Genomic DNA, 25819 nt, shown 5'->3' with positions numbered 1-25819 from the left:
ATCAGTTCTGTTTATATTGAGGCTCTTCATATTCTAAATATTTCAATCTATCATTTAGATTCTTTGTAACACCATCTACAGCATCCAGTGCCTCTTTGTACACATTCTTTACTTTTTTATCCTGTTCTTGAAGAGAATATACTCTCAAAGTACTTTCAGCACCTTTAAGAACAGCCAGTGTCTGTTTTACTTGAGATCCTACAGTCAATTTATTAAGCCCTCCCTCACATTTCTTATAAAATTGCTAACCAACTTTTCTAATATAGTTTTACCCTGTTTAAATAGAATTATTACACATAATTTATGTACACTTATATTTAAATTTTTTAAATAAAAAAAGGCCCAAAAAATAATAATATTTTTAAAGGCCTTTTTTTATTTAGTACATATAACTAATACGCTATTTCTGTCTTTATAACTTTAATGTCTTCTTCACCTTTATTGCAAAGTTTAATATTAAAAGGATCACCATTAACCAAAGTGGTTACAGCTAATGTATCTTTATTGTTAAGATACACCTTCATATCACTAATATAAGCTTCCACTTTTTCACCCAAAATATAAAATACATATGTAATTTGTTTTATATCTTTTTCTCTATTAATATGTTCACCTGGATTAAGTTTTTCTTCATACATTTTTTTACCTTCAAAAATGTATGTTTCTATTTTTCCCTGGCATCCAGGAGCCATCATTAAGTTAAAATCTGTTACCTTTCCAAAACTTTTAGTATTCCAATCGCCCATAAAATTATCCTGTTCAAAAGGCTTTAAATCTTTTTCATAGTGTCCCTCATGATGAAGAGTTAAATTCCCGTCTATACTCATTATGATTCTAGCAATTCCAGGTAAATGAGTGAATACAGATTCTTCATCTATAACCTTTGCAGAACTTAATCTCCATTTAAAATTTCTTTCAGCATATTTTGCTTCATAAGGATATATTAAAAGCTCTGTAGTAGTCCCTCCCGACCATCTGCTTGTCTTATATTCATCCGACCTTATAATTTTTACTGTATTCATCATATTACGCATCTCCTCATACATATAGATTTAATTCTAGATAAAGTATATCACAACAAATTTTATTTTAATTTCTATTCCAAAATAAACAGGAAGTAAATGTGCCTACTATTATTATCCCTAGTATGGTTTCCATAATTACCATAAAACGCACTATAATAGAATTAGGCAAAATATCACCATATCCCAGTGTGGTTATAGTTACAGCACTAAAATATATAAAATTCTCTATTGGATATTTGAAGTTTCCACAAACCACTGATTTAAGTACTAGAGGACTATTGTCCAAAAATGATATAGAATTTTCAACAAGCTTTGAAAAATAAAAGCTTAGTGGATAATAATAGTATTCTTCTTTGAAAAATTTACTTTTAAGCATAGTATAATCATTTACCCACATATATTTAGTATCCACTTTTCTTAACTGATTTGCTTGACTTTTTTTATAACACTTAAAGCTTTTATAGATTTCATTTTCATTTACTGTATAAAAGCATATTTTTAATTTACAACTGCTAAATTTACTATTAACCCTATCTTCTCCCATATCTTCTACACTTATATGGGTTACGCCCTTATCTTTTAACAATGTACTATAATAATTGGCCCATAATTTTCCTAAAGATTTATCAAAGGAAAATACCTTTATAGAAGAACCTGAATCGTCTACAATTTCTAAATTTGCAAAAGGTCTTTTGTATTCATCAGAATTTATTAAATCTTCCACAGTGCTTTTCAATTCTTTGCTTTTAATTTTAATGTTTAGATTTTTTTTAAATACATCTACTTTTGTAGTCATATTTACATCTTTTTGAAATACAAAAAAATCTCCCCTAGAATTATTTGCAATGCTCCAATAGATAAGCCCAAATAGAAATAATACAGTTACATAGGAAAATGCCAATACAGACAAAATGGTTTTCTTTTTAATTTTATATATACTAATAAACTTCTTCATAAACATACCTCTATCTATTGTATATATATTTATACTTTTTGAAAAAGTTTATTATCACATTTTCCTATTAATTTTTCACCCTAGTCTAACTGTTTCTAACCTTCACCTTAGTCCCTTCTTTTGAGTCTATTATATCTATTCCCATGGATTTAAGTTCATCCCTAATAACATCTGCCTTATGCCAATCCTTGTTGTTTCTTGCATCATTTCTTTCACATATGAGTCTTTTGATATCTTCTGAATCCAACTTTTCTAAATTATGATTGCTTAGCTTTAAAAGATCCAGTGAAAAAACAGTATCAAAACTTTCTATAAGTAAGCTTTTTTCCTTACTTGTCAATTCATTATCTTTTATAACTTCAAATAACACAGTAAATGCATTTGGTATATTCAAATCATCACTTATCTTTTCCTGAAATTTATTTTTATACTTATTAACAAGTTTCTCATCTGCCCTTTCATTTTCTTTTACATTTGAAACTATATCTGCAACTTTCTCCTTTAATTTTTTATAAGCTAACTGTGCCTGCCTTAATGCATCAAAACTAAACATAAGTTGTTTTCTATACCTAGATTGAAGACAAAAGTATCTATAATCCATAGGTGAGAAGCCCTCCTTTTCAATTTTAGAAAGAGTTAAAAAATCACCTTTTGATTTAGACATTTTGCCATCAGATAATACTAAAAATTCTCCATGCATCCAATAATTCACCCATTTGTGTCCAAGTACTGCTTCTGATTCAGCTATTTCATTTGTATGATGTACTGGAATATGATCTACTCCGCCGCAGTGTATATCTATTTTATCTCCTAAGTATTTTATTGACATAGCAGAACATTCTATATGCCAGCCAGGAAAGCCTTTTCCCCAAGGGGAATTCCACTGCATTATTTGATCTTTAAATTTAGAATTTGTAAACCAAAGTACAAAATCCAGCGGATTTTTCTTATTCTCATCCACATCTATTCTAGCTCCTGCCTCTAATTCTTCCATACTTAAATTAGCTAGTTTATTATAATCTTTAAATTTATCAATTTCATAATACACATTTCCATTTGATGTGTAGGTATATCCCTTTTCCTCCAGTGTCTTAATTATATCTATCATGTCTTGAATATGATCTGTGGCCTTACAAACTATATCAGGTTTTCTTATATTAAGTTTATGACAATCCTTAAAAAAAGCATTCTCATAAAATTTAGCAATCTCCCATACAGTTTTATTTTCACGTTCAGCCCCTATTTGCATCTTATCTTCACCTGTATCTGCATCAGATTGCAAATGTCCTACATCAGTTATATTCATAACATGCTTAACTTTGTAGTGACCATATTCAAAAGCTTTCTTTAATATATCTTCAAAAATATATGTTCTTAAATTCCCTATATGAGCATAATTATAAACTGTAGGACCGCAGGTATAAATTCCAACTTTTCCTTCATTTACAGGAACAAATTTTTCTTTTTTTCTACTCATTGTATTATAAACGTAAAAATTCATAGTATATCTCCCCTTACTAGGCATAAACTGTTAAAATTGTGTTATAAATAAATATTATCACAATTTTAATATAATTCAATAATCTCACATGTCCTATTTTACATAATCCCTTATATAATTGTGAAAATCCCAAAGATGCAAAAACCTTTCTGAACTACTATATCCTGATTGGAAAAGTTTCATCCTCATTTTACTGGATATATTAAATTCTGTGCTTCTAACTCCTAATGTTGGAATAAATACAGTTCTAACTGCATATTTATCCTTCACATACACTTCTTCATTTTTATCTACCATAGTCCCAAATATATCAAATAAGTAAGAAACAAAATCCATCTTTTTTGATTCTCCATAGCTTATATCCTCTTCCGCTAATTTAAATCCTATTGTAGGGAACTCCGGGACTTCCTCTGTATCAAATATCCATATTGGAAAATTACTGAGTATGCCCCCATCAACTATATAGCTGCATTCGCCTTTATAATAAAATTTTACCGGTTTAAAATAAAGGGGGATACTTATACTCATTCTAACTGCTTCTGCTATTTCAAACTTCATAGGATCTATACCGTATTCTTTTAAATCATCTGGTAATATTATCATTCTCTTTTTAGTTATATCTGATGCTACTATTTTAAGAGGTGACTTTCCATCTACACTTATATCTCCAAAAGTTCTTTTTCCCTTTTTAGATATGAGTTCTTCAATATATTTTTTTACAGCATCTGAAGAATATATTCCCTTATCTTTAAAAAGTGTAAAAGACTTTTTAATTAAAGAAAGTTCTCTTATCCATTTTTTTTTAAAGAATATATCTCTGTCTAGATTCATAGCTATGTTTTTCAACTCTTCTCCACTATACCCTACTGCTAAAAGTGAAGCTATTACCGCTCCAGCAGAAGTTCCTGCAAACTTGTTCCACTTATATCCCATTTTTTCAAAACAACATACTGCTCCTATAAGTCCTATTCCCTTCATTCCTCCACCTTCAAATACAGCATTTGCTATCATAAAACCACCTCAATATATAAATATGTAAATTTTCATATATTGGATACTTAAAAATCAATTATAGAATATTATTCAAAATAAGTGGGAAGCTATAATTATAATTATTGATATTATATTAAAAGAAGGGAGATTGTCAAAATGCGAATTGAAATTTACTATAAAGGCATTAAAAACGCCAATGAAGCTGTAAAAAAACTTAAAAGTGAAGGATTTAGCCATACTGCTGTGGATTTAAATGACAATTATATAGACCCCTTAAGCTCTAATTCAGATTTTGGTATAAATTTTTCAAATGTAATAAATTCCTCAGGAGTTTCCTATACTTCATCCGGAAGGACTCTTCCATCTACAAGTCCTATGATAAGTGGTTTCGGTAGTTTTAGAGACCTTGAAAACACATCTTATAAAGTAATTGTAAATTCTAATTCTTTAGATAATGAAAAATTGAAAGAAACCATAAAAAAAACTGGTGGAAAAATCAAAAATTATATTTCAAATAATGAAAGTAAAATTGGAGATAATAGTTTACTTTAATTTTAAGTAAACATAATAATTTTTACGTTAATTAAAAACCTCACATAAGTATCTTAAAATTTTATAACTCATTATGTGAGGTTCTCTTTTTAAATTTTCTGATTATCATTCTGTGGAATTTTATCTTTGTCCTTATTTATTTCCCCTGCAACAGATTGTCTTAATTGTTCTATTTGAGCAGTAGTCAAATCAGGCAATATTTTTAATATTTCTTCTTCAAATTTTTTTTGTTTGTTAGAAATAGTACTTTTTATGTTTGAATTTATCCTAAAATATTCATCTACAACCCTCCACACTTCCCTGGCAACTTGCAGCCATCCATTATATCTATTAATACGTATTTTTTGTATAACCTCCTCTTTTCTTTTCTCAACTAATACTACAATGGCATCTCCAATAGCTTTAATTACTGCAACTAACACCCCTACTATGACAGTTATAGCTATAGGAACAATTCCATTAATAATACTCTGTAACATTTACAAGTTCCCCCTTAAATTTACTTCAAATGTCTGTTACCAATTAGTTTATTAATGTAATACACGTAATGTTCCTATTATTGTATACGTAAACATATATATTGATAAAAAATAGACTAGCATACTGACTTGTTATTTCTTTGAAAATGCCTTATAGCAAGAGCTGCAGCTCCAATAGCCCCAGAATCTTCTCCTAAAAGTGCAGAAAGTATCTTAGTGTTTTCACTTATAGATTGAAAACATCTTTTTTTCACAACCTGTTTTACTTTACTTAAAACTATACTTCCACCCTTGGAGACCCCTCCTCCTATTACAACTACTTCCGGATCAAAGCAAGTGACTACATTTGCCACACATATTCCAAGATAATTTAAAGCTATGTCTAATATATTTTTAGATACTCCATCTCCAAGTTCTGCCTCTTTAAACACTTCTTTTGAAGTTATATTCTTATATTTAGAAAGAGAAGTACATTCTCCTGTTTTTACTGCTTTTTTTGCTTCTCGTGCTATAGCAGTACCGGATGCAAGTACCTCTGCACATCCATAATTTCCGCAGTTACATAGGGGACCTTCTTTTTCTAAAGTCATATGCCCTACTTCCAGTGCATTTTTAGTATTACCTCTATATATTCTACCATTTAATATAGCTCCTCCCCCTATTCCTGTAGAAACTGTTATGAATACCATGTTTTCACTGTCCTTGCCTGAACCAAACATATATTCCCCTAGTGCCGCTGCATTTGCATCATTATCTAAATATACGGGAATCTTAAAATTATCCTTTATAGGTTTTACAATATTAAAATTTCTAAAAGGCAAATTTGGGGTGCATATTATCTCGCCTTTATCTATATTAAGCGGACCTGGAGATCCGATTCCCACGCCTACTATTGCTTTTCTGTCAACTTTACACTCCTCAATTACCTTCTCAATAATCTCTATCATTCTATTTAATATGAAGTTTTCCCCTTTTTCCGCTTCCGTTGGCAAAGTAGCCTTACATATTACTTGTCCCATGAAGTTTACAACAGCAGCACAAATTTTGGTACCACCTAAGTCAATTCCCACTACATATTTATCTTTCAAGTTATCTTCTCTCCTCTCCATATAATATCTCCATCAAAATATAATATATCACATATTTATATCATTAACTAATTTTTATAAAAAGGTATATATCTACATAAAGTTACTCAAAATAACTTAAATTAGAGTTATTAAGTTGGATTAATATACACATATTATAGATATGTATTTTTTATATATTTTGGAGGAAGTATTATGTTAGAAAAATTTGTAGATGTTTTAATTGGTAAACCACTGCCAAATGAACAAACATCACATGAAAAATATAATATTTTGTTTGGATTAGCAATTATGGCTAGTGATGCTATTTCATCAGTTGCATATGCAGCAGAAGAAATTTTAGTCGTATTAATAGGCGTATTAGGTTTAGTTGCCTACAACTGGCTTGGATGGGTTTCATTAATGATTATAGGCTTATTGTTTATTCTCACCATATCATATGTTCAAATTATCAGAGCATACCCTCAAGGTGGAGGCGCCTATATAGTTGCCAAAGAAAATTTAGGGATAAGACCAGGATTAGTTGCTGCATCTGCATTATTAATAGATTATATATTGACGGTTGCAGTAAGTGCTAGTGCTGGAGTTTCAGCAATAATCTCAGCTTTTCCTACTTTAGGAATTCATAAGATTTCACTAGTAGTGGGATTAATTATCATACTTACTATCTTAAATTTAAGAGGTGTTAGTGAATCATCTAAAATATTTAGTATACCTACTTATCTCTTTATACTGGGTATGATAACTATGATTATATATGGTTTTATAAAATACTCTATATATGGTGCAGCTGCACCTATGATAAATACTTCTATTAAGGCAACGGGAACATTAAGTATATTTTTAATTCTTAGGGCTTTTTCTTCAGGTTGTTCAGCGCTAACGGGATTAGAAGCAGTAAGTAATGCAGTTCCTAATTTTAAAGAACCTAGCCAAAAAAATGCTAAAATGGTTATGATATTATTATCAAGTTTAATATTGTTTATCTTTGGTGGCACTTCACTGCTTGCTAGATTTTATCATGCTGTACCAACAAAAAATGTTACAGTTCTATCCCAAATAGCACTTGGTGTATTTGGCAGAAACTTTATGTACTATTTTATACAGATTACTACATCCATAATATTAATAATGGCATGTAATACAGCTTTTACAGGATTTCCTATGCTAATGTACGTTGTTGCTAGAGATGGATTTGCACCAAGACAATTCACTATGAAAGGTAAGAGATTAAGCTTCTCAATAGGCATTGAAGTATTATCCTTTATTGCAGGAATATTAGTACTTATATTTAAAGCAGATGTTCATAGCCTAATCCCTCTATATTCAGTAGGTGTTTTCTTGTCCTTTACTTTAGCACAAACGGGAATGGTGCTGCATTGGAAGAGTAGTACTGAACCTGGATGGAAAAAGCGTGCTTTAATTAATGGTATAGGTGCCATAGTAACTATAATTACAACGCTTATAATTATATATGAAAAAGCATTAGCTGGTGCATGGATAGTTATTGCTTTAATTCCTATAATAGTTATTATTATGGCATCTATAAAGAGACATTATGATAAAGTGGCAGAACAGCTGAGGGCATCAAAAGAAGATATATTAAATATAGAGTTAGGTAAAAAATTTACACATATTTGCATAATTCCTATTGCAAGTTTAAATAAAGCAACGTTAAACGCTTTACAATATGCTAGGAGCATAACACCAGATGTAATAGCTTTAAATGTATCTATTGATAAAACTTCTACAGAAAAACTAAAAACTAAATGGGCTGAGTTAAATACAGATATATTACTAGTAACTAAGTATTCTCCTTATAGACAAATAATAACTCCATTACTTAAGTATATAGAGATCATATCAAATGCAGCTTCTGAGGATGAGAAAGTAACTATAATATTGCCACAATTTATAACACATAAGTGGTGGGGAAATTTTCTTCATAATCATACAGGATTTTTGCTTAGAGAAAACTTACTGAGAAATAAAAATATTGTAGTATCAACTTATCCTTATCATTTAAATGATGAAGAATTGAATTAACTTTAAGTGCCTGGCACCTAATGGAAATATTTTTCTTCCACTCGATGCCAGGCACCATTACTATGCTTCTACACTTTTTAATTTATCTTTATGATCTTTATTATCTATAATGGATTGGTAATACTTTTCACCCTTTTCCTTGTCATATACATGTTCCCAGTTGGCAACAAATATACTAGCTAAAGAATTTCCAACAACATTTACTACTGTTCTTCCCATATCTAAAAGACGATCAATTCCAGCTATAAAAGCAAGACCTTCTATTGGAATACCGCAAGTTCCTAATGTAGCTAGTAGTACTACAAAAGAAGCCCCTGGGACACCTGCTATTCCCTTTGAAGTTATCATAAGTACTATTACTAAGCTTATTTGGGCTCCAATGGAAAGATGCATACCATATAACTGTGCTATAAATATAGCTGCCATAGATTCATAAAGTGTGGAACCATCAAGGTTAAAAGTATAACCTGTAGGAACTACAAAAGATACGGTAGCACTTGGACATCCATACTTCTCCATTTTTGACATTAACCTTGGAAGTACTGTTTCTGAACTAGCTGTACTAAAAGCAAGCAAAAGCTCATCTTTCAATATTCTTATTATCCTAAATATACTATTTCCAACCAATTTTGCTGCTATCCCCATAAATACAAGTATAAAGAAAATCATACCAGCATAAACTAATATCATTAGCTTTCCCAATGGAATAAGAGATTTAAGTCCAAAATTGCATACAGTGCAGCCAATTAATGCAAATACACCTATAGGTGCAGTTTTCATAATCTGGTTAGTTACCCAGAACATTGTATCTGCTACACCCTGGAAAAAGTTTAATATAGGTTTCCCTTTTTCTCCAATAGACGCAACTCCGAGTCCAAACATAACAGAGAAGAATATAATTGGAAGCATATCTCCTTTACTTAAAGAATCCATAATATTCGTAGGGAAAATATTTATTATAGTATCTACAAATCCCTTATTAGTAGCCTTTTTTGCAGTATCAACGTAACTAGCAATATTTGTCTTAGTCAAGCTACTCATATTTACGCCCGTACCTGGATGAAATACGTTTGAAAATAAAAGCCCAACAACTAATGCAATAGTAGTCATTATTTCAAAATATATTATAGTCTTTAATGCAAGAGCTCCTACTTTTTTCATATCGCCTACTCCTGCAACACCTACTATAAGACATGATACTACAATAGGTATAACTATCATTTTAATTAGCCTTAAAAAAATAGTTCCAAAAGGTTGAAGATATTTAGGTAGATTTGGATTACCATAAAAAATAGCTCCAACTATAACTCCAAGTATAAGACCAATTAAAATTTGAGTGGCTAATCCTCCTTTTAGTTTTCTTTTCTTTTCCATTCTAATCCCCCTTCTCGTCCTTCAAATAATTATATCGTTGTTTTGTAAACGATTAATATATGTATATATTTCAACATCTCAATGTTACAACTCAACATACAAAAAACTATATTATTATACTGAATTATATAAAAAATTTTTTATCAATTTTATAAATAAAGAATATATTTGCATGTACTAATTTAAATTTCAAACTAATTAAAATATATAATTAATAATGTTTTTGTAGAAGTTTGTCAATCTTATTTATTTAATTTATAATATATAGGGTTTTATTTTTATCTGATAACTACCTATTGATATAATTAAAATGAGGTGTGTTTACTTGAAGAATACTACATCTGCCTTAAAAGAAGACTTATTTATTTTAATATTAATAATAATTTCAGTACCAATAGTTGGAGAATTTAAATTTTTCCCACTAAATAGTACTTTTCGTGTTAGCTTTAGTCCTGTATTATTTTTATTTTTTTTATTTTGGGTTAAAAAACTTCCCATACCTTTATATGGGATTGTAGCTGGTATATTTACTGTTATATTTAGAGTTATTCTCGACTGCATACTTCAAAGTGGATTTGAATTTCAGCAAGCTTTTTTGATAAATTTTCCTGCATTTTTTTACTATTTAGTTTTTTCGTGTTTATTTTATTTAACAAAAATAAATAGCTTACACAATAATCCTCTTTTGATGGGTACTTTAGCTGCATGTATAGACATACTTTCTTCAACTTGTGAACTTATAGTGAGATTTTTAGTACTTAGAAATTCTATTTCAGTTTATGCTTTTGGGTTAGTTTCCATAGTGGCAGTTATTCGATCATTTTTTGTACTTGGTTTTTTCAACATAATAAAGTTAAATGAAGTGAGATCATCTGCTAACCAACAAAAAGAGCAAAACAGGTATATGCTGCTGCTTATCTCAAACTTATATGCAGAATCTGTACAATTAAAGAAATCCCTTAGCTTTGCAGAAAATATTACGAGAGACTGTTATACTTTATATGAATCTTTAAAAAACAATTATTCAAAATTAAATAAAACTGAATTGTCACAAAACCTATTAAAAATTGCAGGTCAAGTTCATGAAATTAAAAAGGACAACCAAAGAATATATTCTGGACTTTCCAAAATGATTTTATCTGAAAATTCTAAGGACTATATGAATATTGAGGAAATTGGCAATATAATAGTAGATACAAATAAAAAATATTCTATGGCTCTTGGAAAAAGCATTGATTTTTTAATAAAAATAGCACCTGGTGGCATTCCTGACCTTCATATTTATACTGTACTGTCACTTATAAATAACTTAGTATCAAATTCCGTAGAATCTATAGAAAATGCTGGTACTATAAAAATCCACATAAGCAAAATAGAAGACTTAATTAAATTTCAGATCTCTGATAATGGCGTAGGAATACCCGAAAAGAAAAGGGATCTCATTTTTAAACCCGGCTACACAACAAAATATAATAAGCTAGGAAAACCATCAACAGGAATAGGTCTTTCTTACGTAAAACAAATAGTTACAAATTTAAAAGGAAAAGTTATGCTGGAAAACACATCTAACTCAGATGAAACTACTTTTACTATTGAGCTTCCAATTAGAAGTTTGATAAAGGAAGGATGATATAAACATGCGATTTTTTATTGTAGACGATGATGAAGCTATTCGTTCGATGTTATCTGAAATAATTGAAGATTATAATTTAGGGGAAGTTATTGGTGAAGCAGCAAATGGCGTTCCCATATCAAGCAGTTTTCTATGTACTAAAAAAATAGATATACTTATAATTGATCTTTTAATGCCAGTTAAAGATGGTCTTCAAACTATAAGTGAACTTGACCCTTCTTTTAAGGGTAAATCAATAATGCTATCCCAGGTAGAAAACAAAGAAATGATAGGAAAAGCTTATTCTTTAGGCGTACAATACTATATTACAAAACCAATAAATAGGCTTGAGGTAATTGGTGTTATAAAAAAAGTAATTGAACAAATAAAAATTGAAAAATCCATAAATTATATTCAAGACACCTTGAACTTTTTAAAGATAGATACACAAGATGATAAAAACAGTTCAAAATCAAATAAAGGTATTTTAGAATATAGCGAATTTATATTAAATCAATTAGGTATAATTGCTGAAAGCGGCAGTAAAGATCTATTATCCATAGTAGAATATTTATATACTCGTGAGAGCGAAAAGGCTATTGAAAAAGATTTTCCATCTTTAAAAGAGATATTCACTAAAACCTCTGAAAAAAAACTTGGCCAAAGTTCTTCTTCGATTGATATAAAAAAGGAAGTAAAGGCGTCAGAACAAAGAGTTAGAAGGGCCGTACTCCAGTCACTAAATTATATAGCTTCTCTTGGGCTTACAGACTATTCTAACCCAAAATTTGAAGAATATGCTGCTGAGTTTTTCGATTTTACAGAAGTGAGAAAAAAAATGCTAGAATTAAAAAATAATACTCCCCTTAGTCAACCTATACATATAAACGTTAAAAAGTTTATCAAGGTTTTATACATAAAATCAAAAAACTATAAAAGCAATGATATATAAAAAATAGTATCAGAATTTTTACTAAAATTCTGATACTATTGTTCTATTTTTACTAAGTACTCTATTTCTTAGGGGCTAAAATCATAAACATATTATTCCCTTCTAATTTAGGTGCTCTTTCCACTACTGAGTTTTCATCTAATTTACTTAAAAATGTGTCGAAAACTTTCCTACCTAAACTTGTATAATTATTTTGTCTCCCCCTAAACCTTATAGAAACCTTCACTTTATTTCCTTTGGTCAAAAATTTTCTCGCATTATTTGCCTTGATTTCTATATCATTTTCCTCAATAGTAGCACTTAATCTAACTTCCTTTAATTCTACAATTTTTTGATTCTTTTTAGCTTGTTTTGCTTTTTTAGATTGCTCATAAAGAAATTTACTATAATTCATTATCTTACATACAGGCGGTTTAACCTGCGGCGAAACTGCTACTAAATCCATACCCTGCTCTCTTGCCATATTTAATGCATCTCTGGTATTTACAATTTCGCTTTCTTTTTCTCCTACCAATCTAACCTTTTCTGCCCTAATTTCTTCATTTAAGTTATTTTTTTTATTAATAGTATACACCTCCACAAATTAAAGTTTACCTATTTACTATTATATATAAGCATTCAATCTTGTGCAACCACAAAATATGGTTATTCATCTCATTTTCTCAATATTTTTCAATTATAATAATAAATATGCTTTTTAGTTTTCCCAATCTATATACTTCCTATTACTGCTTTAATCAGTCTTGTAAATTTTTCACTTGCATAGAGGGAATTTTTTATAACTTCTTCATGATTTAAGGGTTGTTTCAATATTCCTGCTGCCATATTAGTTATGCAAGATATTCCAATAGTTCTCATATCACTGTGATTTGCCACAATCACCTCAGGAACTGTGGACATTCCCACTGCATCCCCTCCTAATACACTTAACATTTTTATTTCAGCTGGCGTTTCATAGCTTGGCCCACTCATGTAAGCATATACTCCTTCTTTAATAGATATGTGCAATTCACCTGCCACCTTTTTTACCATTTCTCTAAGATGACTATCATATGCATCAGACATATCTGGAAACCTAGGTCCAAATTTCTCAAAATTCTGTCCTATTAAAGGATTTTGTCCTGATAGATTTAGATGATCCCTTATAAGCATCAGATCTCCACTTTTATAACTTTTATTTATTCCCCCTGCAGCATTAGTTACTATTAGATTGTGAATTCCCAACATTTTCATAACTCTAATAGGAAAAGTCACTTCTTTCATTGAATATCCTTCATAATAATGAAATCTGCCCTGCATTGCAGCTACTACCTTACCTTGAAGCTTTCCTATAACAAGACAGCTTTTATGACCTTCCACTGTAGAAATAGGAAAGTTTGGTATTTCACTATAAGGATAAATTTTTTTGTCTTCAATTTCATCTGCAATATGTCCAAGACCCGATCCAAGTATAAGTGCTATCCCTGGCTTTACCTTTATACCAGAGCTTATATAACTTGCAGCTTCCTCTATATTTGAGTTTAAATCCGTACCATTTTGTTTAAACATTAAATGCATTTCACTTCCTCTCTGCTAAATTTTATTATAGCACAAAATTTTCAACTATTTTATAGATTTCATCCCATATATTTCTTTACAGTATTGTACTGTTTCATGAATAGTTCTAGGAAAAAAGTCTGCCTTTACATATTCACAAACCTGTTTATCCAATACTCCCCCTCCAATTAATATCTTAATCTCTTTTCCAAACTCTGTATTCCTTATAGATTGTATGCATTCCTTTAAATTTTCAAAGCAATTCGTCAAAAGACATGAAATGGCTACAACCTTAGGATGATATTCTTTAATTGCTTTAATAAATTTTTCAGTTGATACATCCGTTCCTAGATCAATTACTTTAAAATCATTACTGCTCATGGCAGTACATACTATGTTTTTACCTACATCATGTATATCTCCGTAAATAGTTCCCATAACAAATACTCCATGTTTAGCTGTGCCAGATGGCATTAAATCTTTAAGTATTTGTGAAACTTCTTTAAATATTTCTCCTGATATAATAAGTTCAGACATAAAGTATCTTTTTTCTTGAAATCTTTTTCCTACAATTTCAATACCCTTTTGCAAATAGCCTACAATATCCATTACAGGTATATTTGCTTTTATAAGAGCCTTTACTTCTTCAATGACTAAATCTTCATCAAGTTCTGCCATTGCGTCTATAAGTACCTTGCTCATAAAAAATATCCCCCTCATAATTTATACTTATGTATATAAACTACCATAAATACACCCATAAAGCATCATACAATATGAAGAAATTTTAACTTAAAAGTATACAATATGTATAAAACGTTTTTCTAATAACAAATTAGCACTTTTATTATGTCAAATAATAGGTTATTATGATATTGAGAGGTGTTTAATATGGGAATGAACCTACATACTTTCCTAGGCAAAATAAAAAATTATAATCCTAGGTTATATATTTCACAAACAGAAGGAATAACAATTAAATATGTTAAACTCCTTGAAGAAAATCAAACTTTATTTGAACCAGACCATTTATACGTATGTGAAACCTTTAATTTTAAAAAAATCCCACCGCAAAAAGGTGCTATAAATATACTTTGTATTAAAACTGACGATCTTCAATATAAACCAGATAAAAATTCCATAGTAAATTTAATAGTGTTGAATACTAATATGGATATATTTAAAACTTTCAATGAAATACAAAGCATCTTAATAAAGTATCAGGAATTTAGTATAGCTTCAACAAAACTATTAGATGCTTTAATAAGTGGAAAGGGGCTTGAATATATAGTAAATACGGGATGTGAGATTCTTAAAAACCCTATATGTATTCTAGATCTTAGCTTTAAGCTCATTGCATCTTCTAAAGATATTAAAGTAGAGGATCCTGTATGGATTGAACTTTTAACTAAAGGCTACTGTTCCTACAACTTTGTACCTATGTCAAATGTTCGAAATTTTATTGATGTAGTACATAAAAGCAGTTCTCCTATTTTTATAGGAAAAGATAAATTTAGAATTCCACGTATAATATCAAATATTAAAATTAACGATAAAGTAGTTGGATATGTAACTGCGTTGGAATGTCAAAAACCATTTTCTAGAAATGACATAGAATTTATCTTTCTTTTATGTAAAGTAGCTGCTTCTGAAATGCAAAAAAACGGTTCCCTGCAAAACATAAAAGGATTGAAATATGAAAATTTTATCATGGATTTACTCAATGGAAAAGAAACTGACACACGGGTTATTGAAGAAAGGTCAAAATTTTTAGATTTACATTTCAAACCTAATCTCTATATACTTGTAGTAAATGTACCTCAAAATAATTTTGTAACCATCCCTCTTCACAGGGTAAGAGATGCTATTGAATATATGCTAGTAGGAAGTAAGTCTGTCATATATGAAAATTCTGTTGTCATACTAATAAGCCAAAAAAATAAAATATCAGATATTGAGCACAGTTTTAGTAAAGTCATAGACTTCTTTAAAAAAAATAATATACATGGCGGTTTAAGTAGATGTTTTCATGATCTAGCTAATACTAGGAAATACTATGAGCAATCTTTAAAGGCTATTACACTTGGTATGGGACTGAAAATAAATAAGTTTCTTTTTTTCTATGAAGATTTAGCAATATTTCATTTATTGGAAACATGTTCTTCAAAAAGTGATTTGAAAAATTTTTGTCATGATTCAATATTTAACTTAATGAGATATGATAAATCCCACAATACCAAATATTTAAAGTGTCTTCGTTTTTATTTGTCAAATGAAAAAAATCAGTTAAAAACATCAAAAACTTTAAATATTTGCAGGAGTACTTTAGTCCATCGTATAGAAAAAATCCAGGAAATTATGGGTGTTAATTTAAATGATGTAAAAATTACATTTCATCTCAATTTAAGTTTTATTATACTTGAATATATTGATGAATTTAAATAAGTTGTTTATATTTATCAATATAAATTTTATATTATTGGGGGGATATTAAATGAACAATTACACAGTTACTTTTAAACATGAAAACCGCAAAATATCTGTCTGTGAAGGAACTACCCTTAAAGAAGCTATCACAGCTGAAGGATTAGATTTTGATTTTCCCTGCGGTGGAATGGGCACTTGTGGTAAATGTAGAATTAAAATATTAGATAAAAACTTAAAGGCTACAGAAAAGGAACTTAAATTTTTAGAAGGAAAAGAACTTAAAGAAGGTATACACCTTGCTTGTGAAACTAAGGTATACAGCGATATAACCGTTCAACTAAATCAAAAGAAAAATGAAGTCTATAATATACTACAATCATCTACAGAAAGGACTTTTACTATTAAACCTCTTATTGAAAAAGTTTACGTAGAAGTAGACTTGCCTTCTTTAGACAAGCAGAAATCTGATTTAAAACGTTTAAAAGAAAAATTAATGCAAAAAAAACCAAATTATAAAAATATTAAAATGAATATTTCTGTTCTAAGGGAACTGCCCGTGAAACTTCGTGAAGCAAACCACCATATAACTGCAGTTATCCACGGCAATGAGATTATTGGTATAGAAATGGGAAATACTGAAAAGAGTATGCTTGGTATAGCTTTTGATATTGGTACTACTACTATTGTAGCTTATCTAATGGATCTATATACTGGAAAGAAACTTGCTGTTTCTTCAGCAATGAACCCTCAAATAAAGTTTGGGGCAGACGTAATCTCACGTACAACTTTTGCCAATCAAAATGAAAATGGTGTTAAACTAATGCAATCTACTCTCTTGGATGTATTAAATAAATTAATTGAAGATAGTGTACATAAAGCAACCATGTTAAAGGAAAACATATATGCAATTACCATTGTGGGAAATACCTGCATGCACCATCTATTTCTAGGTCTTACTCCAAAATATATTGCATATATACCTTATGTTCCTGTAATAAGTGAAACACTAGAAGTAAAATCATCAGATCTTAACCTTCACATTAATCCATCAGGTAAGGTATTTGTGCTTCCAAATATCGCTGGGTTTGTAGGGGCAGATACTGTAGGTGTAATTTTAGCCTCAGAAATGGATAAAAGTAAGGATATAAAATTAGCTATCGACATAGGTACTAATGGCGAAATAGTCCTAGGATCTTCAAAGAAACTTGTCTCCTGTTCTGCAGCAGCAGGCCCCGCTTTTGAAGGAGCTCAAATAAGCAGCGGTATGAGAGGGGCAAAAGGTGCTATAGATCATGTAAGCTTTGGTGAATCTCTAAACTACACTGTTATAGGAAATGAAAAACCTGAAGGTATTTGCGGATCTGCTCTACTTGATATTGTGGCAGGACTTGTGAGACTTGGAATAATAAATAAAAGAGGAAAGCTTTTATCCCCTGACAACTTTACAAATCCAAATGCACTTCCATTTAGAAATAATATAGTAACTTATGAAGGTACAAATGCTTTCTTAATAGTTCCTCCGTCGGAAACAGCACATGGACGTGCTATTATGCTTACTCAAAATGATATAACTTCACTTCAGCTAGCAAAAGGAGCTATATCTGCAGGTATAAGCATACTTGTGAAAAAGTGTAATATAAATACATCCGATATAAAAGAAGTAATCTTAGCTGGTGCTTTTGGTAACTATATGGACCCACATAGTGCCTGTACAATAGGTTTAATTCCACCAGAGCTTGAAAATAAGATACAATTAGTAGGGAATGCTGCTGGTACAGGCTCAATGCTTGCCCTACTGTCAAATGACGAATATGAGCATTCTAATGCTATAGCTAGTAAAGTAACCTACATTGAATTAGGAGCACAAAAAGATTTTAACAGGGAATTTGCTCATGGAATGCAATTTCAAGATTATAAGTAGAATAAAAGAATTCACCAGTTAATTTAAACTGGTGAATTTTTTTATTTCTATCTGCCTGTAGCTGCAGAAATCATTGCTTTTACATTTTCAACTTTTGCATTTGGAGGTACACTACATCCACTTGCTAAAATAAATCCATCTCCCATATCTTTAACAAGTTTAGAAGCATAATCATACACTTCATCAGGAGTACCAAGAACAAGCTTCCCAGCAGGTACATCTCCTTTAATGCACATACGATCTCCAAGCTTTTCTTTTATTTTATAAATATCTGTTACACCATCTGTTTCAAATACAATCTTTCCCTTTGGAAAATCTTTAAAGTAGTCAAGGTCACGCTCCCAGTTTCCATCAATGTGGATGCTACATATTGTACCTTCTTCTATAACAGCATCTGCTGTCTCCTTAATATATTTCCATACAAAACGCTCCCATAACTTAGGAGAATAGAATTCACTAGCTCCACGTGCTGGAGAAAGGAAAAGTACATCTGGTTTAGTAGCTCTTATTTGCTTCCTTATTCCTTCAACTACTTCTGCCTGAATAACATCCAAAGTTTCCTCAACTTTATCGGGCATTCTAAATAAATCTCTCATAAATTTTGCCATAGAACGTCCACCACTTAAATATTCATTTACAGTTATAACTGCAGCAGGACTATATACTACAAATCCAGCATCTTTGACATTCTGATCGGCTTGTGGAGCATAAGCTGCATCTGCCATAATTTCATCAACATTAATTCCCAATCTATCTTTTAAGTAACTAGGCATAAAATTGTTCCAGCCTTTATTTATAATGGTATCATAATCCTCTGGCTTCATCATTTCTGCTTCATCAATTTGCCAAAGCATGTCATCTGCAAGCTCTCGTCCTGGAAGCTTAACTCTTGACATAAATTCTAATGGAAATAAAGGTCCTACAGAGTAGGATGAATTAACTCCATCCACATCTCCCAAATCTTTTAGAGAATCTATTATAACTTTATTCGATACTTTAACACTATCTTTTCCACAAATATCTGCCAACTTCAATCCCATATGTCTAGCGGCAAAAGAATCGTTCATAAGTATAACAGGTGTTCTATCTGTTTTTTCTAATGCTAATGTTTTTCTAAATCTATTTAAACGTTCATCACATAACTCTTTTGTAGTTTTCAACTTACTTAACCCCCATAGCTTTTTTACAGAAATCTACTGTCTGCTGTGCATCTTTGCAAACTAAATCTGCACCCATGTATTTTCCTGCATTTTCATCTACAGGACCACCTCCAACTAGAATCTTTAAATCCTTTCTAAGTCCTGCATCTTCTATTTCCTTTATACATTGTTTTACATTATCAAAGCAAGTAGTCAAAAGGCAAGATATTCCTATCACCTTAGGCTTGTATTGCTTTATAGCTTCAATATATTTTGATGTAGGTACATCAACTCCAAGGTCTTTTACGTCAAAGCCATTGCTTTTCATTACAGTAGTTACAATATTTTTTCCTATATCATGTATATCATCATAAATAGTTCCCATTACAAATATTCCGTTATTTGGTCCTGAAGCTTCTCCTAATCCTCCAATGATCTCTGATGCTTCATTAAACACTTCTGCCGACATTATAAGTTCAGATAAAAAATATTCTTTTTTTTCAAATCTGCTTCCTACAATTCCCATTCCTTCCTGTAAATCTGCTATTATATCTAATACTGGTGTTCCGTTTTCCTTTTGTGCTTTTACCTCTGCTAAAACAACATCTTCGTCCAAATCTGCCATTGCATCAACTAACTTTTTATTCATTTTCATATCCTCCCTTTTAATTCAAATTAAATATAATATCTTTCAAATACTCTAAAACTTTTTCTAACTTCTAAAATAAATCATTCATTAAAAAGTATAAGTCCTACATAAGAAAGTGTATTTAATCCATTATAATATGGAATTCCTGCTCCTTTTTCAAGTGCCATAACATCAATTCCATAAGCCTCAACAGATGAAAGTGCTTTATCTGGATATCTGCACTCTTTTTTATCAAGATAAGTGCATCTTTTACACACTGTACAGCACCCTGCATTTAGAGGTAAAATATCCTCAAACTCATATTTGTCTTTTATGCTGCTAACAATATTTCTAAATATTTTTTCATGAACATCTTTAGAAGCAGCCATACCTCTCCAGTCAAAAGAATTAGACAATTTATGAACTGTCTGTATTAAAAGTCCTTTTCTATACTGTTTAACTTTTTCCATTAATTCTGATATAGGACCAATAGCTGGCGGACCCATCCAGTTGGTGTCATAATTGCGGCAAATATTTTTCTCACAGGCTTTTCTGTAATCTTCATGAAATTTAATTTTTGATGTATCTATAACTGCTGCGTAACTTGCATCTAACTCAAGTGCATCTTTGACCAAATCGTCAGAATTAATTTTCATATATTAGCTCCTCCTAAACTAGAAAATATTAAAATATATTTAATTCATATAACATAAAAGCTCTTCATCTAATTTTTTTAACACTACAGATTTTAAAGTTTCTTCATCAGTTCCAAAAACAATGGCTGTCATATTCACTGTAATATTTTTTATATCATAATCATTATTTTCAGAAAAGGTTTTAACGTTAATTTTCTTTCCTGTAGTAGCAACCCATAAATTAAAATCATTTTCATCCTTTACAAAGATTTTAATATGACCTATAAAATGTTTATTTTCTATGGCCCACTTTCTTAAACTTTCAATCCAATGTACAAAAGATTCTTGTAACTTATCTCCTTTAGCTTCTTTTTCAAGTTCAAAAGACTTTGTATATGAAAAAACAGCTGGTACTTCATTTAATTCTCCATATAAATCTTCTTCAGTTTCATCGCAATGATGATGGTGGTGATGTTCCTCACAATGGGAATGGTCATGTTCATGATTATTCATTGCTTTTAGCCACCTCTTTCCATATACTATCATTTATATCTTTATTTGCAGATACCTTATATAAAGCAGCCTTTAGATTAACTTCTTTTACAGAACGTTCTATATTTTTTAATTGCTTATCTGTAACTAGATCTATCTTATTTACAAGAATTGTATTTCCATCTGATATCTGTGATTTTATAAGTACCGGTGCTATTTCAGTAAGTTCTTCAAATCGTTCTGCATCAACTACACTTACAATCCGTATGCTTTCTATTCCCTTACCATATTTATTAAGTGTACCTAAAATCTTTCTAGGATAAGCTAGTCCCGTAGTTTCAATAATTACCCATTCGGGATCAACTTTTTCACGAAGATCATTTAAAGTAATTACGAGATCAGATGAAAGCTGACAACAAATACACCCAGAAAATAATTCTTTTACACTTAATCCTTTACTTTTAAGCACTTTGTCATCAATACCCGTTTCTCCAACTTCATTTTCAATTATTACAAGATTTTGCTTATTGGGACTTTGTTTTTCAACTAAAAAATGTGCTAGTGATAATATTAAACTTGTTTTACCAGATCCAAGAAATCCTCCAAAAATAATTAAATTCATTTAATTACACCATCCTTTTCATTGGAACTAGAGTTCAAATTATTTTTTTAAACTTCAGATCTACCATATATATGTTCCATTGAGACCGTTTCATAGGGGTTAATTACTACAAATTCATCATTATTCCAAGGACCAGTTAAAAGCTTTTTAATATAGCTAATTGTTCCGGGAATTACTTCCTGTGTTAATTTTAAATCTGCTGCAATCTGGTGAGTTATTTTTATAAAATCTTCCGATTCATTAGTTTCTGTTTCAATAACTCCAAGTCTTTCATAATTTCCTAGCATTATTTTATATACCTTATCTGCTTTAGCTTTCCCAAATCTTTTTACTGTATCCTTGTACTCAGCCCATATGTTTCTTTCAGAATTCAGCCAGCCTTTAGTGAGAAAATAAGTTTCCTTTTCTTTTGAAATATTTTTTCGTCTTTCACTAGAACCAAGTAATAAAGTAATACAATCATCTGCTCGTGGAAAAATAACTTTATAATCTAGTGATTTTAATCCGATGACGGCATTTCCGCAGTAACCAAAAGCTAAAAGCACCTGATCTATATTTGATATACTATCTAATTTTTTTTGTATACACTCTCTTAATTCTCCTGTATTAAGGTGCAGCCCTGATTCTATCCATAATATAGGATAATCACAATGAATTTCATTAATTACCCTTTCTAATTCCTCTTTAATAGTCCTGCATGCCACCACAACAGTTCTTATATTACTCATATAATCCCTCACGGAATGCTTTAATGAACTTTCTTGAGAACCTATCTTGTCCAAGTAATGTTTGTGATGCAAGTAAGGCTCCCCTCATTTCCTTGTTTGTTGGATCCATAATGTATGAGTCCATTCCACGAGCCATAGTTTGAACCATAAATAATCTATTCAATACTTTTCTTGCTGGCAAGCTATATGATATATTGCTTAATCCACAGGTAGTATGCACTCCTGGATAGCTTTCCATTATTTTTTGTATTGCAGCTAGTACCTCTATTCCATTGTTTTGTCCTGCACTTATTGGTTTTATAAGTGGATCTATATATATATCATCAAGAGCTATTCCTTCTCCAGTAAGTTTTGTTATAAGGGAATCTGCTATCCTAAGCCTGTCTTCCTGTGTCTTTGGCATTCCTGTGTTGTCAATACAAAGTGCTATTATTTTAGAATTAAACTCTTTTACTAGTGGAAGTATTGTATTCCACCTTTCGTCCTCTCCTGTTATGGAATTGATCATTGGTTTTCCGTTTTTTACTTTTTTTAATCCAGCTTCTAGAGCTAGAGGGTTAGGACTATCTATACATAATGGAAGGTCTGTTGCCTGAAGAATATTTTCAACCAGCCATTCCATGGTTTCCACTTCAGTTTGCATAAATGTTCCACAGTTTACATCTATATAAGTTGCCCCTGCTTCTTCTTGTTTTTTTGCAATTTCCTGTATGTAGTTTCTATCTTTTTTTTCTACAGCTTCACGTATAAGCTTCCTGCTTGTATTTATTAATTCTCCTATTATTAACATATTTTAACCTCCTTCTATTTTAACCTCATTTTCATAATTTCCTAATAAACAATTTAATTAAAACATTTACAATTTAACTTATAATAATTATTTCTCCTTTTTAGTATTAGGTAGTTCTTGTAATTTATCCTGTAAAAATTATTGAAAATGAATTGTTCATTAAATATAGAATAGCACATATTTTTTTGAAATTCACCTTACATAATGCAGAATTTGACATTGTTAATTTATACACACTGTGTACATACTTAGTTTTCTAAGTAAAAATAATTCATCCATATTAAATTTAGGGGAAGAATTTCTCTATATGATTGATCTTGAAGTATTTATGAATTATATTGAATGTTTTTGGATTAAAATGATTGTTTTTTAGAAAATTTTATACTATAATGTTTACATAAAATACATTTAATGATTAATAATAAATTTTATCTAGGAAAGAAGGTGAGCAATTTTGCTAACAGAACAGCGGCATAAGATAATATTAGATAAATTAAAGCAAAATGGAATTGTAAAGGTTAATGATTTAGTAAACCTTTTAAATACATCTGAATCTACTATAAGACGTGATTTAACTTATCTTGAAAATATAAATGTACTAAAGAGAATTCACGGTGGTGCTACAATGCCAAAAGGCCGTCTCATAGAACCAACTTATAATGAAAAACAAATTCAAAATATAGATCAAAAAAGAAAAATAGCAAAATTCGCAGCATCCTATATAGAAGAAGGAGATTGTATATATTTAGATGCAGGAACTTCTACTTTTGAAATGATTCAATATATAAATAAAAAATCTCTGATAGTAGTAACTAATGGATTAAATCATATAAATGCTATTATTGAAAACAATATAAATGGATATATACTAGGAGGAAAAGTTAAAAATAGTACAAAAGCTGTTATAGGATGCGATGCACTTAAAAGTATTGAAAAATTTAGATTTGACAAATGCTTTTTAGGTATAAACGGCATTCATCTAAAATACGGATTTACTACTCCCGACTCTGAAGAAGCTATACTTAAAGAAAATGCCATTAAACATTCAGATCAAAGCTACATCCTTGCAGATGAGAGTAAATTTGGAGAAGTAAGTTTTGTAAAGGTAGGAAATTTAGATCAAGCTTCCATAATTACAAACTGTAAAATAGAAAATTATGAAAAATATATACAAAAAACTAAAGTAAAGGTTGTGACAGATTAATGATATATACAGTAACTTTAAATCCTTCAATAGACTATGTTATACAAACTGATAACTTAATTTTAGGTTCCATAAATAGAGTTGTAAATGAAAAAAAATATGCCGGTGGAAAAGGAATAAATGTGTCCAGAGTTCTAAGCAATCTTGGATCATCAAGTAAAGCATTGGGATTCATAGGTGGATTTACTGGCAAGTTTATAGAGGATTCTCTTAAAGATTCAGGTATTCTTACAGATTTTATACAAGTTAATGAAGACACAAGAATAAATATAAAACTTAAATCCAATAAGGAAACTGAAATAAATGCTGCAGGACCACATATAGATAGCTCTAATTTAAATAAACTATTCAAAAAAATAGAAAATTTGAAGCCAGAAGATTTTATAGTACTTGCAGGAAATGTACAAAAATCTATACCATCCAATATATATTCTATAATTCAAGAAAAATGTGAAAACAGCAAAGTTATAGTAGATACTACCGGAGATGCCCTTACTTCTACATTAAAATATAAACCATTTTTAATAAAGCCAAATATACATGAACTTGGAGACATATTTGATGTAGAAATTAAAGATATGAAAAATTGTATTTATTATGCCAATAAATTAAAAGCTATGGGTGCCCAAAACATAATAATTTCAATGGGAAAGCATGGCGCCCTACTTTTATGCGATGAAGGTATTTACACTGCTTCTGCACCAAAAGGAGAAGTAAAAAATTCCGTAGGTGCTGGTGATTCCGTTGTAGCTGGTTTTCTTGCCCAATATACAAGAAATTTTAACATAGTTGAAAGTTTTAGATATGGTGCTGCTTCAGGAAGTGCAACTGCTTTTTCTAAAGACTTGTGCCAAAAAGAGGATGTTGAGAATTTACTTTCTGATGTACACATAGCTAAACTTTAACATAAACAGAGTTCTTGGTTTCAGGTGGAAGGTTTTTTTTCATCTGAAACTTAGAAATCGTTATCCAGGGGCGTAGCAGCCGTTATCCCCCACTTTATAAGAAGATGGGGATATTACGGCTGGTAGCCATCGGATAAAGCAACCTAGAGGCACAGCCATCAGATAAAAAGCTGTAATATATTTAACTCAACTTTTTTAGAGGACAATTGACAGAG

General features: G+C 30.3%; 26 protein-coding genes. 8 read left to right on the top strand and 18 right to left on the bottom strand.

What is annotated here, in order from left to right:
• Position 1 precedes the first annotated feature (1 nt).
• The 5 genes from B5S50_RS00300 to B5S50_RS00280 all read right to left on the bottom strand — a co-directional run bounded on the left by B5S50_RS00300 (position 2) and on the right by B5S50_RS00280 (position 4492).
• On the bottom strand, positions 2-208 hold the full coding sequence (locus tag B5S50_RS00300; RefSeq protein ID WP_065078209.1) for a DUF1657 domain-containing protein: 207 nt from the start codon (positions 206-208) through the stop codon (positions 2-4).
• A gap of 184 nt (positions 209-392) precedes the next feature.
• On the bottom strand, positions 393-1025 hold the full coding sequence (locus tag B5S50_RS00295; RefSeq protein WP_242872125.1) for a HutD family protein: 633 nt from the start codon (positions 1023-1025) through the stop codon (positions 393-395).
• A gap of 64 nt (positions 1026-1089) precedes the next feature.
• Positions 1090-1980 carry a potassium channel family protein gene (locus tag B5S50_RS00290; protein ID WP_065078210.1) on the bottom strand — a complete coding sequence of 297 codons (891 nt, stop codon included), beginning with the start codon at positions 1978-1980 and terminating at the stop codon, positions 1090-1092.
• An 85-nt stretch (positions 1981-2065) separates the two neighbouring features.
• Positions 2066-3481 (bottom strand): cysteine--tRNA ligase, encoded by a 1416-nt coding sequence (cysS, locus tag B5S50_RS00285; protein WP_065078211.1) that lies wholly within the window; start codon positions 3479-3481, stop codon positions 2066-2068.
• 93 nt (positions 3482-3574) lie between these two features.
• Positions 3575-4492, bottom strand: coding sequence for a patatin-like phospholipase family protein (locus B5S50_RS00280; protein WP_217302785.1), 918 nt, complete (start codon positions 4490-4492; stop codon positions 3575-3577).
• 138 nt (positions 4493-4630) lie between these two features.
• On the opposite strand from B5S50_RS00280, the gene B5S50_RS00275 reads away from it, so the two are divergent.
• Complete coding sequence (locus B5S50_RS00275) at positions 4631-5026, top strand: hypothetical protein (protein ID WP_065078213.1); 396 nt, start codon at positions 4631-4633, stop codon at positions 5024-5026.
• 89 nt (positions 5027-5115) lie between these two features.
• Here B5S50_RS00275 and B5S50_RS00270 read toward each other — a convergent pair whose 3' ends face one another.
• Positions 5116-5505, bottom strand: a complete 390-nt coding sequence (locus tag B5S50_RS00270; RefSeq protein WP_065078214.1) for a hypothetical protein — start codon at positions 5503-5505, stop codon at positions 5116-5118.
• A 116-nt stretch (positions 5506-5621) separates the two neighbouring features.
• The gene (locus B5S50_RS00265) at positions 5622-6593 is read right to left on the bottom strand and encodes an ROK family protein (RefSeq protein WP_065078250.1); all 972 of its coding nucleotides are present in this window, start codon (positions 6591-6593) and stop codon (positions 5622-5624) included.
• Between the two features lie 195 nt (positions 6594-6788).
• On the opposite strand from B5S50_RS00265, the gene B5S50_RS00260 reads away from it, so the two are divergent.
• Positions 6789-8639: an APC family permease gene (locus B5S50_RS00260; RefSeq protein WP_217302784.1), complete on the top strand. Its 1851-nt coding sequence runs from the start codon at positions 6789-6791 to the stop codon at positions 8637-8639.
• A gap of 60 nt (positions 8640-8699) precedes the next feature.
• Here B5S50_RS00260 and B5S50_RS00255 read toward each other — a convergent pair whose 3' ends face one another.
• Positions 8700-10013, bottom strand: a complete 1314-nt coding sequence (locus B5S50_RS00255) for a cation:dicarboxylase symporter family transporter (protein ID WP_217302801.1) — start codon at positions 10011-10013, stop codon at positions 8700-8702.
• A gap of 325 nt (positions 10014-10338) precedes the next feature.
• On the opposite strand from B5S50_RS00255, the gene B5S50_RS00250 reads away from it, so the two are divergent.
• Entirely contained in the window at positions 10339-11643 is a 1305-nt protein-coding gene (locus B5S50_RS00250; RefSeq protein ID WP_254306650.1) for a sensor histidine kinase, read from the top strand.
• 7 nt (positions 11644-11650) lie between these two features.
• Positions 11651-12577, top strand: coding sequence for a response regulator (locus tag B5S50_RS00245; RefSeq protein ID WP_217302799.1), 927 nt, complete (start codon positions 11651-11653; stop codon positions 12575-12577).
• Between the two features lie 61 nt (positions 12578-12638).
• Here B5S50_RS00245 and infC read toward each other — a convergent pair whose 3' ends face one another.
• The 3 genes from infC to B5S50_RS00230 all read right to left on the bottom strand — a co-directional run bounded on the left by infC (position 12639) and on the right by B5S50_RS00230 (position 14815).
• Positions 12639-13157 (bottom strand): translation initiation factor IF-3, encoded by a 519-nt coding sequence (infC, locus tag B5S50_RS00240; protein WP_217302798.1) that lies wholly within the window; start codon positions 13155-13157, stop codon positions 12639-12641.
• Positions 13158-13288: 131 nt separating this feature from the next.
• Positions 13289-14134 carry a purine-nucleoside phosphorylase gene (locus B5S50_RS00235; protein WP_083985652.1) on the bottom strand — a complete coding sequence of 282 codons (846 nt, stop codon included), beginning with the start codon at positions 14132-14134 and terminating at the stop codon, positions 13289-13291.
• 45 nt (positions 14135-14179) lie between these two features.
• On the bottom strand, positions 14180-14815 hold the full coding sequence (locus B5S50_RS00230) for a B12-binding domain-containing protein (RefSeq protein ID WP_065078220.1): 636 nt from the start codon (positions 14813-14815) through the stop codon (positions 14180-14182).
• Between the two features lie 189 nt (positions 14816-15004).
• Between B5S50_RS00230 and B5S50_RS00225 the strand changes: the two genes are divergently transcribed.
• Together B5S50_RS00225 and B5S50_RS00220 are read left to right on the top strand one after the other, a co-directional pair.
• A complete protein-coding gene (locus B5S50_RS00225) occupies positions 15005-16558 on the top strand; it encodes a CdaR family transcriptional regulator (protein WP_065078221.1) in 1554 nt (517 codons plus the stop codon).
• A 49-nt stretch (positions 16559-16607) separates the two neighbouring features.
• Positions 16608-18461 (top strand): ASKHA domain-containing protein, encoded by a 1854-nt coding sequence (locus tag B5S50_RS00220; RefSeq protein WP_065078222.1) that lies wholly within the window; start codon positions 16608-16610, stop codon positions 18459-18461.
• A 47-nt stretch (positions 18462-18508) separates the two neighbouring features.
• Here the strand turns inward: B5S50_RS00220 and B5S50_RS00215 are convergent, their stop codons facing one another.
• The 7 genes from B5S50_RS00215 to B5S50_RS00185 form a co-directional block, all read right to left on the bottom strand.
• A complete protein-coding gene (locus B5S50_RS00215) occupies positions 18509-19621 on the bottom strand; it encodes a uroporphyrinogen decarboxylase family protein (protein WP_217302797.1) in 1113 nt (370 codons plus the stop codon).
• A 1-nt stretch (position 19622) separates the two neighbouring features.
• Positions 19623-20249: a B12-binding domain-containing protein gene (locus tag B5S50_RS00210; RefSeq protein WP_065078224.1), complete on the bottom strand. Its 627-nt coding sequence runs from the start codon at positions 20247-20249 to the stop codon at positions 19623-19625.
• An 80-nt stretch (positions 20250-20329) separates the two neighbouring features.
• Positions 20330-20884 carry a DUF2284 domain-containing protein gene (locus B5S50_RS00205; protein ID WP_217302796.1) on the bottom strand — a complete coding sequence of 185 codons (555 nt, stop codon included), beginning with the start codon at positions 20882-20884 and terminating at the stop codon, positions 20330-20332.
• Positions 20885-20923: 39 nt separating this feature from the next.
• On the bottom strand, positions 20924-21376 hold the full coding sequence (locus tag B5S50_RS00200; RefSeq protein WP_063602644.1) for a hypothetical protein: 453 nt from the start codon (positions 21374-21376) through the stop codon (positions 20924-20926).
• Positions 21369-21977 (bottom strand): GTP-binding protein, encoded by a 609-nt coding sequence (locus tag B5S50_RS00195; RefSeq protein WP_217302795.1) that lies wholly within the window; start codon positions 21975-21977, stop codon positions 21369-21371. Before B5S50_RS00195 ends, B5S50_RS00200 begins: the two co-directional genes overlap by 8 nt.
• A gap of 47 nt (positions 21978-22024) precedes the next feature.
• A complete protein-coding gene (locus tag B5S50_RS00190) occupies positions 22025-22705 on the bottom strand; it encodes a DUF1638 domain-containing protein (protein WP_217302794.1) in 681 nt (226 codons plus the stop codon).
• On the bottom strand, positions 22698-23495 hold the full coding sequence (locus tag B5S50_RS00185; RefSeq protein ID WP_217302793.1) for a methyltetrahydrofolate cobalamin methyltransferase: 798 nt from the start codon (positions 23493-23495) through the stop codon (positions 22698-22700). Before B5S50_RS00185 ends, B5S50_RS00190 begins: the two co-directional genes overlap by 8 nt.
• Before the next feature lie 454 nt (positions 23496-23949).
• Between B5S50_RS00185 and B5S50_RS00180 the strand changes: the two genes are divergently transcribed.
• Together B5S50_RS00180 and pfkB are read left to right on the top strand one after the other, a co-directional pair.
• The gene (locus B5S50_RS00180; protein ID WP_217302792.1) at positions 23950-24699 is read left to right on the top strand and encodes a DeoR/GlpR family DNA-binding transcription regulator; all 750 of its coding nucleotides are present in this window, start codon (positions 23950-23952) and stop codon (positions 24697-24699) included.
• Positions 24699-25604 (top strand): 1-phosphofructokinase, encoded by a 906-nt coding sequence (gene pfkB, locus B5S50_RS00175; RefSeq protein ID WP_217302791.1) that lies wholly within the window; start codon positions 24699-24701, stop codon positions 25602-25604. Before B5S50_RS00180 ends, pfkB begins: the two co-directional genes overlap by 1 nt.
• The last annotated feature ends 215 nt before the right edge of the window (positions 25605-25819 follow it).

It is taken from the genome of Clostridium sp. 001, assembly GCF_019056555.1.
Lineage (GTDB): Bacteria > Bacillota > Clostridia > Clostridiales > Clostridiaceae > Clostridium_B > Clostridium_B ragsdalei.
This window is presented reverse-complemented; position numbering and strand designations above follow the sequence as displayed.

Coding starts and splice junctions, on each gene's coding strand:
- B5S50_RS00190 (WP_217302794.1), bottom strand. CDS start 22,705: ATGAGTAATATAAGAACTGTTGTGGTGGCATGCAGGACTATTAAAGAG.
- B5S50_RS00235 (WP_083985652.1), bottom strand. CDS start 14,134: ATGCATTTAATGTTTAAACAAAATGGTACGGATTTAAACTCAAATATA.
- B5S50_RS00275 (WP_065078213.1), top strand. CDS start 4,631: ATGCGAATTGAAATTTACTATAAAGGCATTAAAAACGCCAATGAAGCT.
- B5S50_RS00225 (WP_065078221.1), top strand. CDS start 15,005: ATGGGAATGAACCTACATACTTTCCTAGGCAAAATAAAAAATTATAAT.
- B5S50_RS00200 (WP_063602644.1), bottom strand. CDS start 21,376: ATGAATAATCATGAACATGACCATTCCCATTGTGAGGAACATCACCAC.
- pfkB (WP_217302791.1), top strand. CDS start 24,699: ATGATATATACAGTAACTTTAAATCCTTCAATAGACTATGTTATACAA.
- B5S50_RS00205 (WP_217302796.1), bottom strand. CDS start 20,884: ATGAAAATTAATTCTGACGATTTGGTCAAAGATGCACTTGAGTTAGAT.
- B5S50_RS00270 (WP_065078214.1), bottom strand. CDS start 5,505: ATGTTACAGAGTATTATTAATGGAATTGTTCCTATAGCTATAACTGTC.
- B5S50_RS00290 (WP_065078210.1), bottom strand. CDS start 1,980: ATGAAGAAGTTTATTAGTATATATAAAATTAAAAAGAAAACCATTTTG.
- B5S50_RS00245 (WP_217302799.1), top strand. CDS start 11,651: ATGCGATTTTTTATTGTAGACGATGATGAAGCTATTCGTTCGATGTTA.
- B5S50_RS00195 (WP_217302795.1), bottom strand. CDS start 21,977: ATGAATTTAATTATTTTTGGAGGATTTCTTGGATCTGGTAAAACAAGT.
- B5S50_RS00230 (WP_065078220.1), bottom strand. CDS start 14,815: ATGAGCAAGGTACTTATAGACGCAATGGCAGAACTTGATGAAGATTTA.
- B5S50_RS00210 (WP_065078224.1), bottom strand. CDS start 20,249: ATGAATAAAAAGTTAGTTGATGCAATGGCAGATTTGGACGAAGATGTT.
- B5S50_RS00295 (WP_242872125.1), bottom strand. CDS start 1,025: ATGATGAATACAGTAAAAATTATAAGGTCGGATGAATATAAGACAAGC.
- B5S50_RS00255 (WP_217302801.1), bottom strand. CDS start 10,013: ATGGAAAAGAAAAGAAAACTAAAAGGAGGATTAGCCACTCAAATTTTA.
- B5S50_RS00185 (WP_217302793.1), bottom strand. CDS start 23,495: ATGTTAATAATAGGAGAATTAATAAATACAAGCAGGAAGCTTATACGT.
- B5S50_RS00220 (WP_065078222.1), top strand. CDS start 16,608: ATGAACAATTACACAGTTACTTTTAAACATGAAAACCGCAAAATATCT.
- B5S50_RS00280 (WP_217302785.1), bottom strand. CDS start 4,492: ATGATAGCAAATGCTGTATTTGAAGGTGGAGGAATGAAGGGAATAGGA.
- cysS (WP_065078211.1), bottom strand. CDS start 3,481: ATGAATTTTTACGTTTATAATACAATGAGTAGAAAAAAAGAAAAATTT.
- B5S50_RS00260 (WP_217302784.1), top strand. CDS start 6,789: ATGTTAGAAAAATTTGTAGATGTTTTAATTGGTAAACCACTGCCAAAT.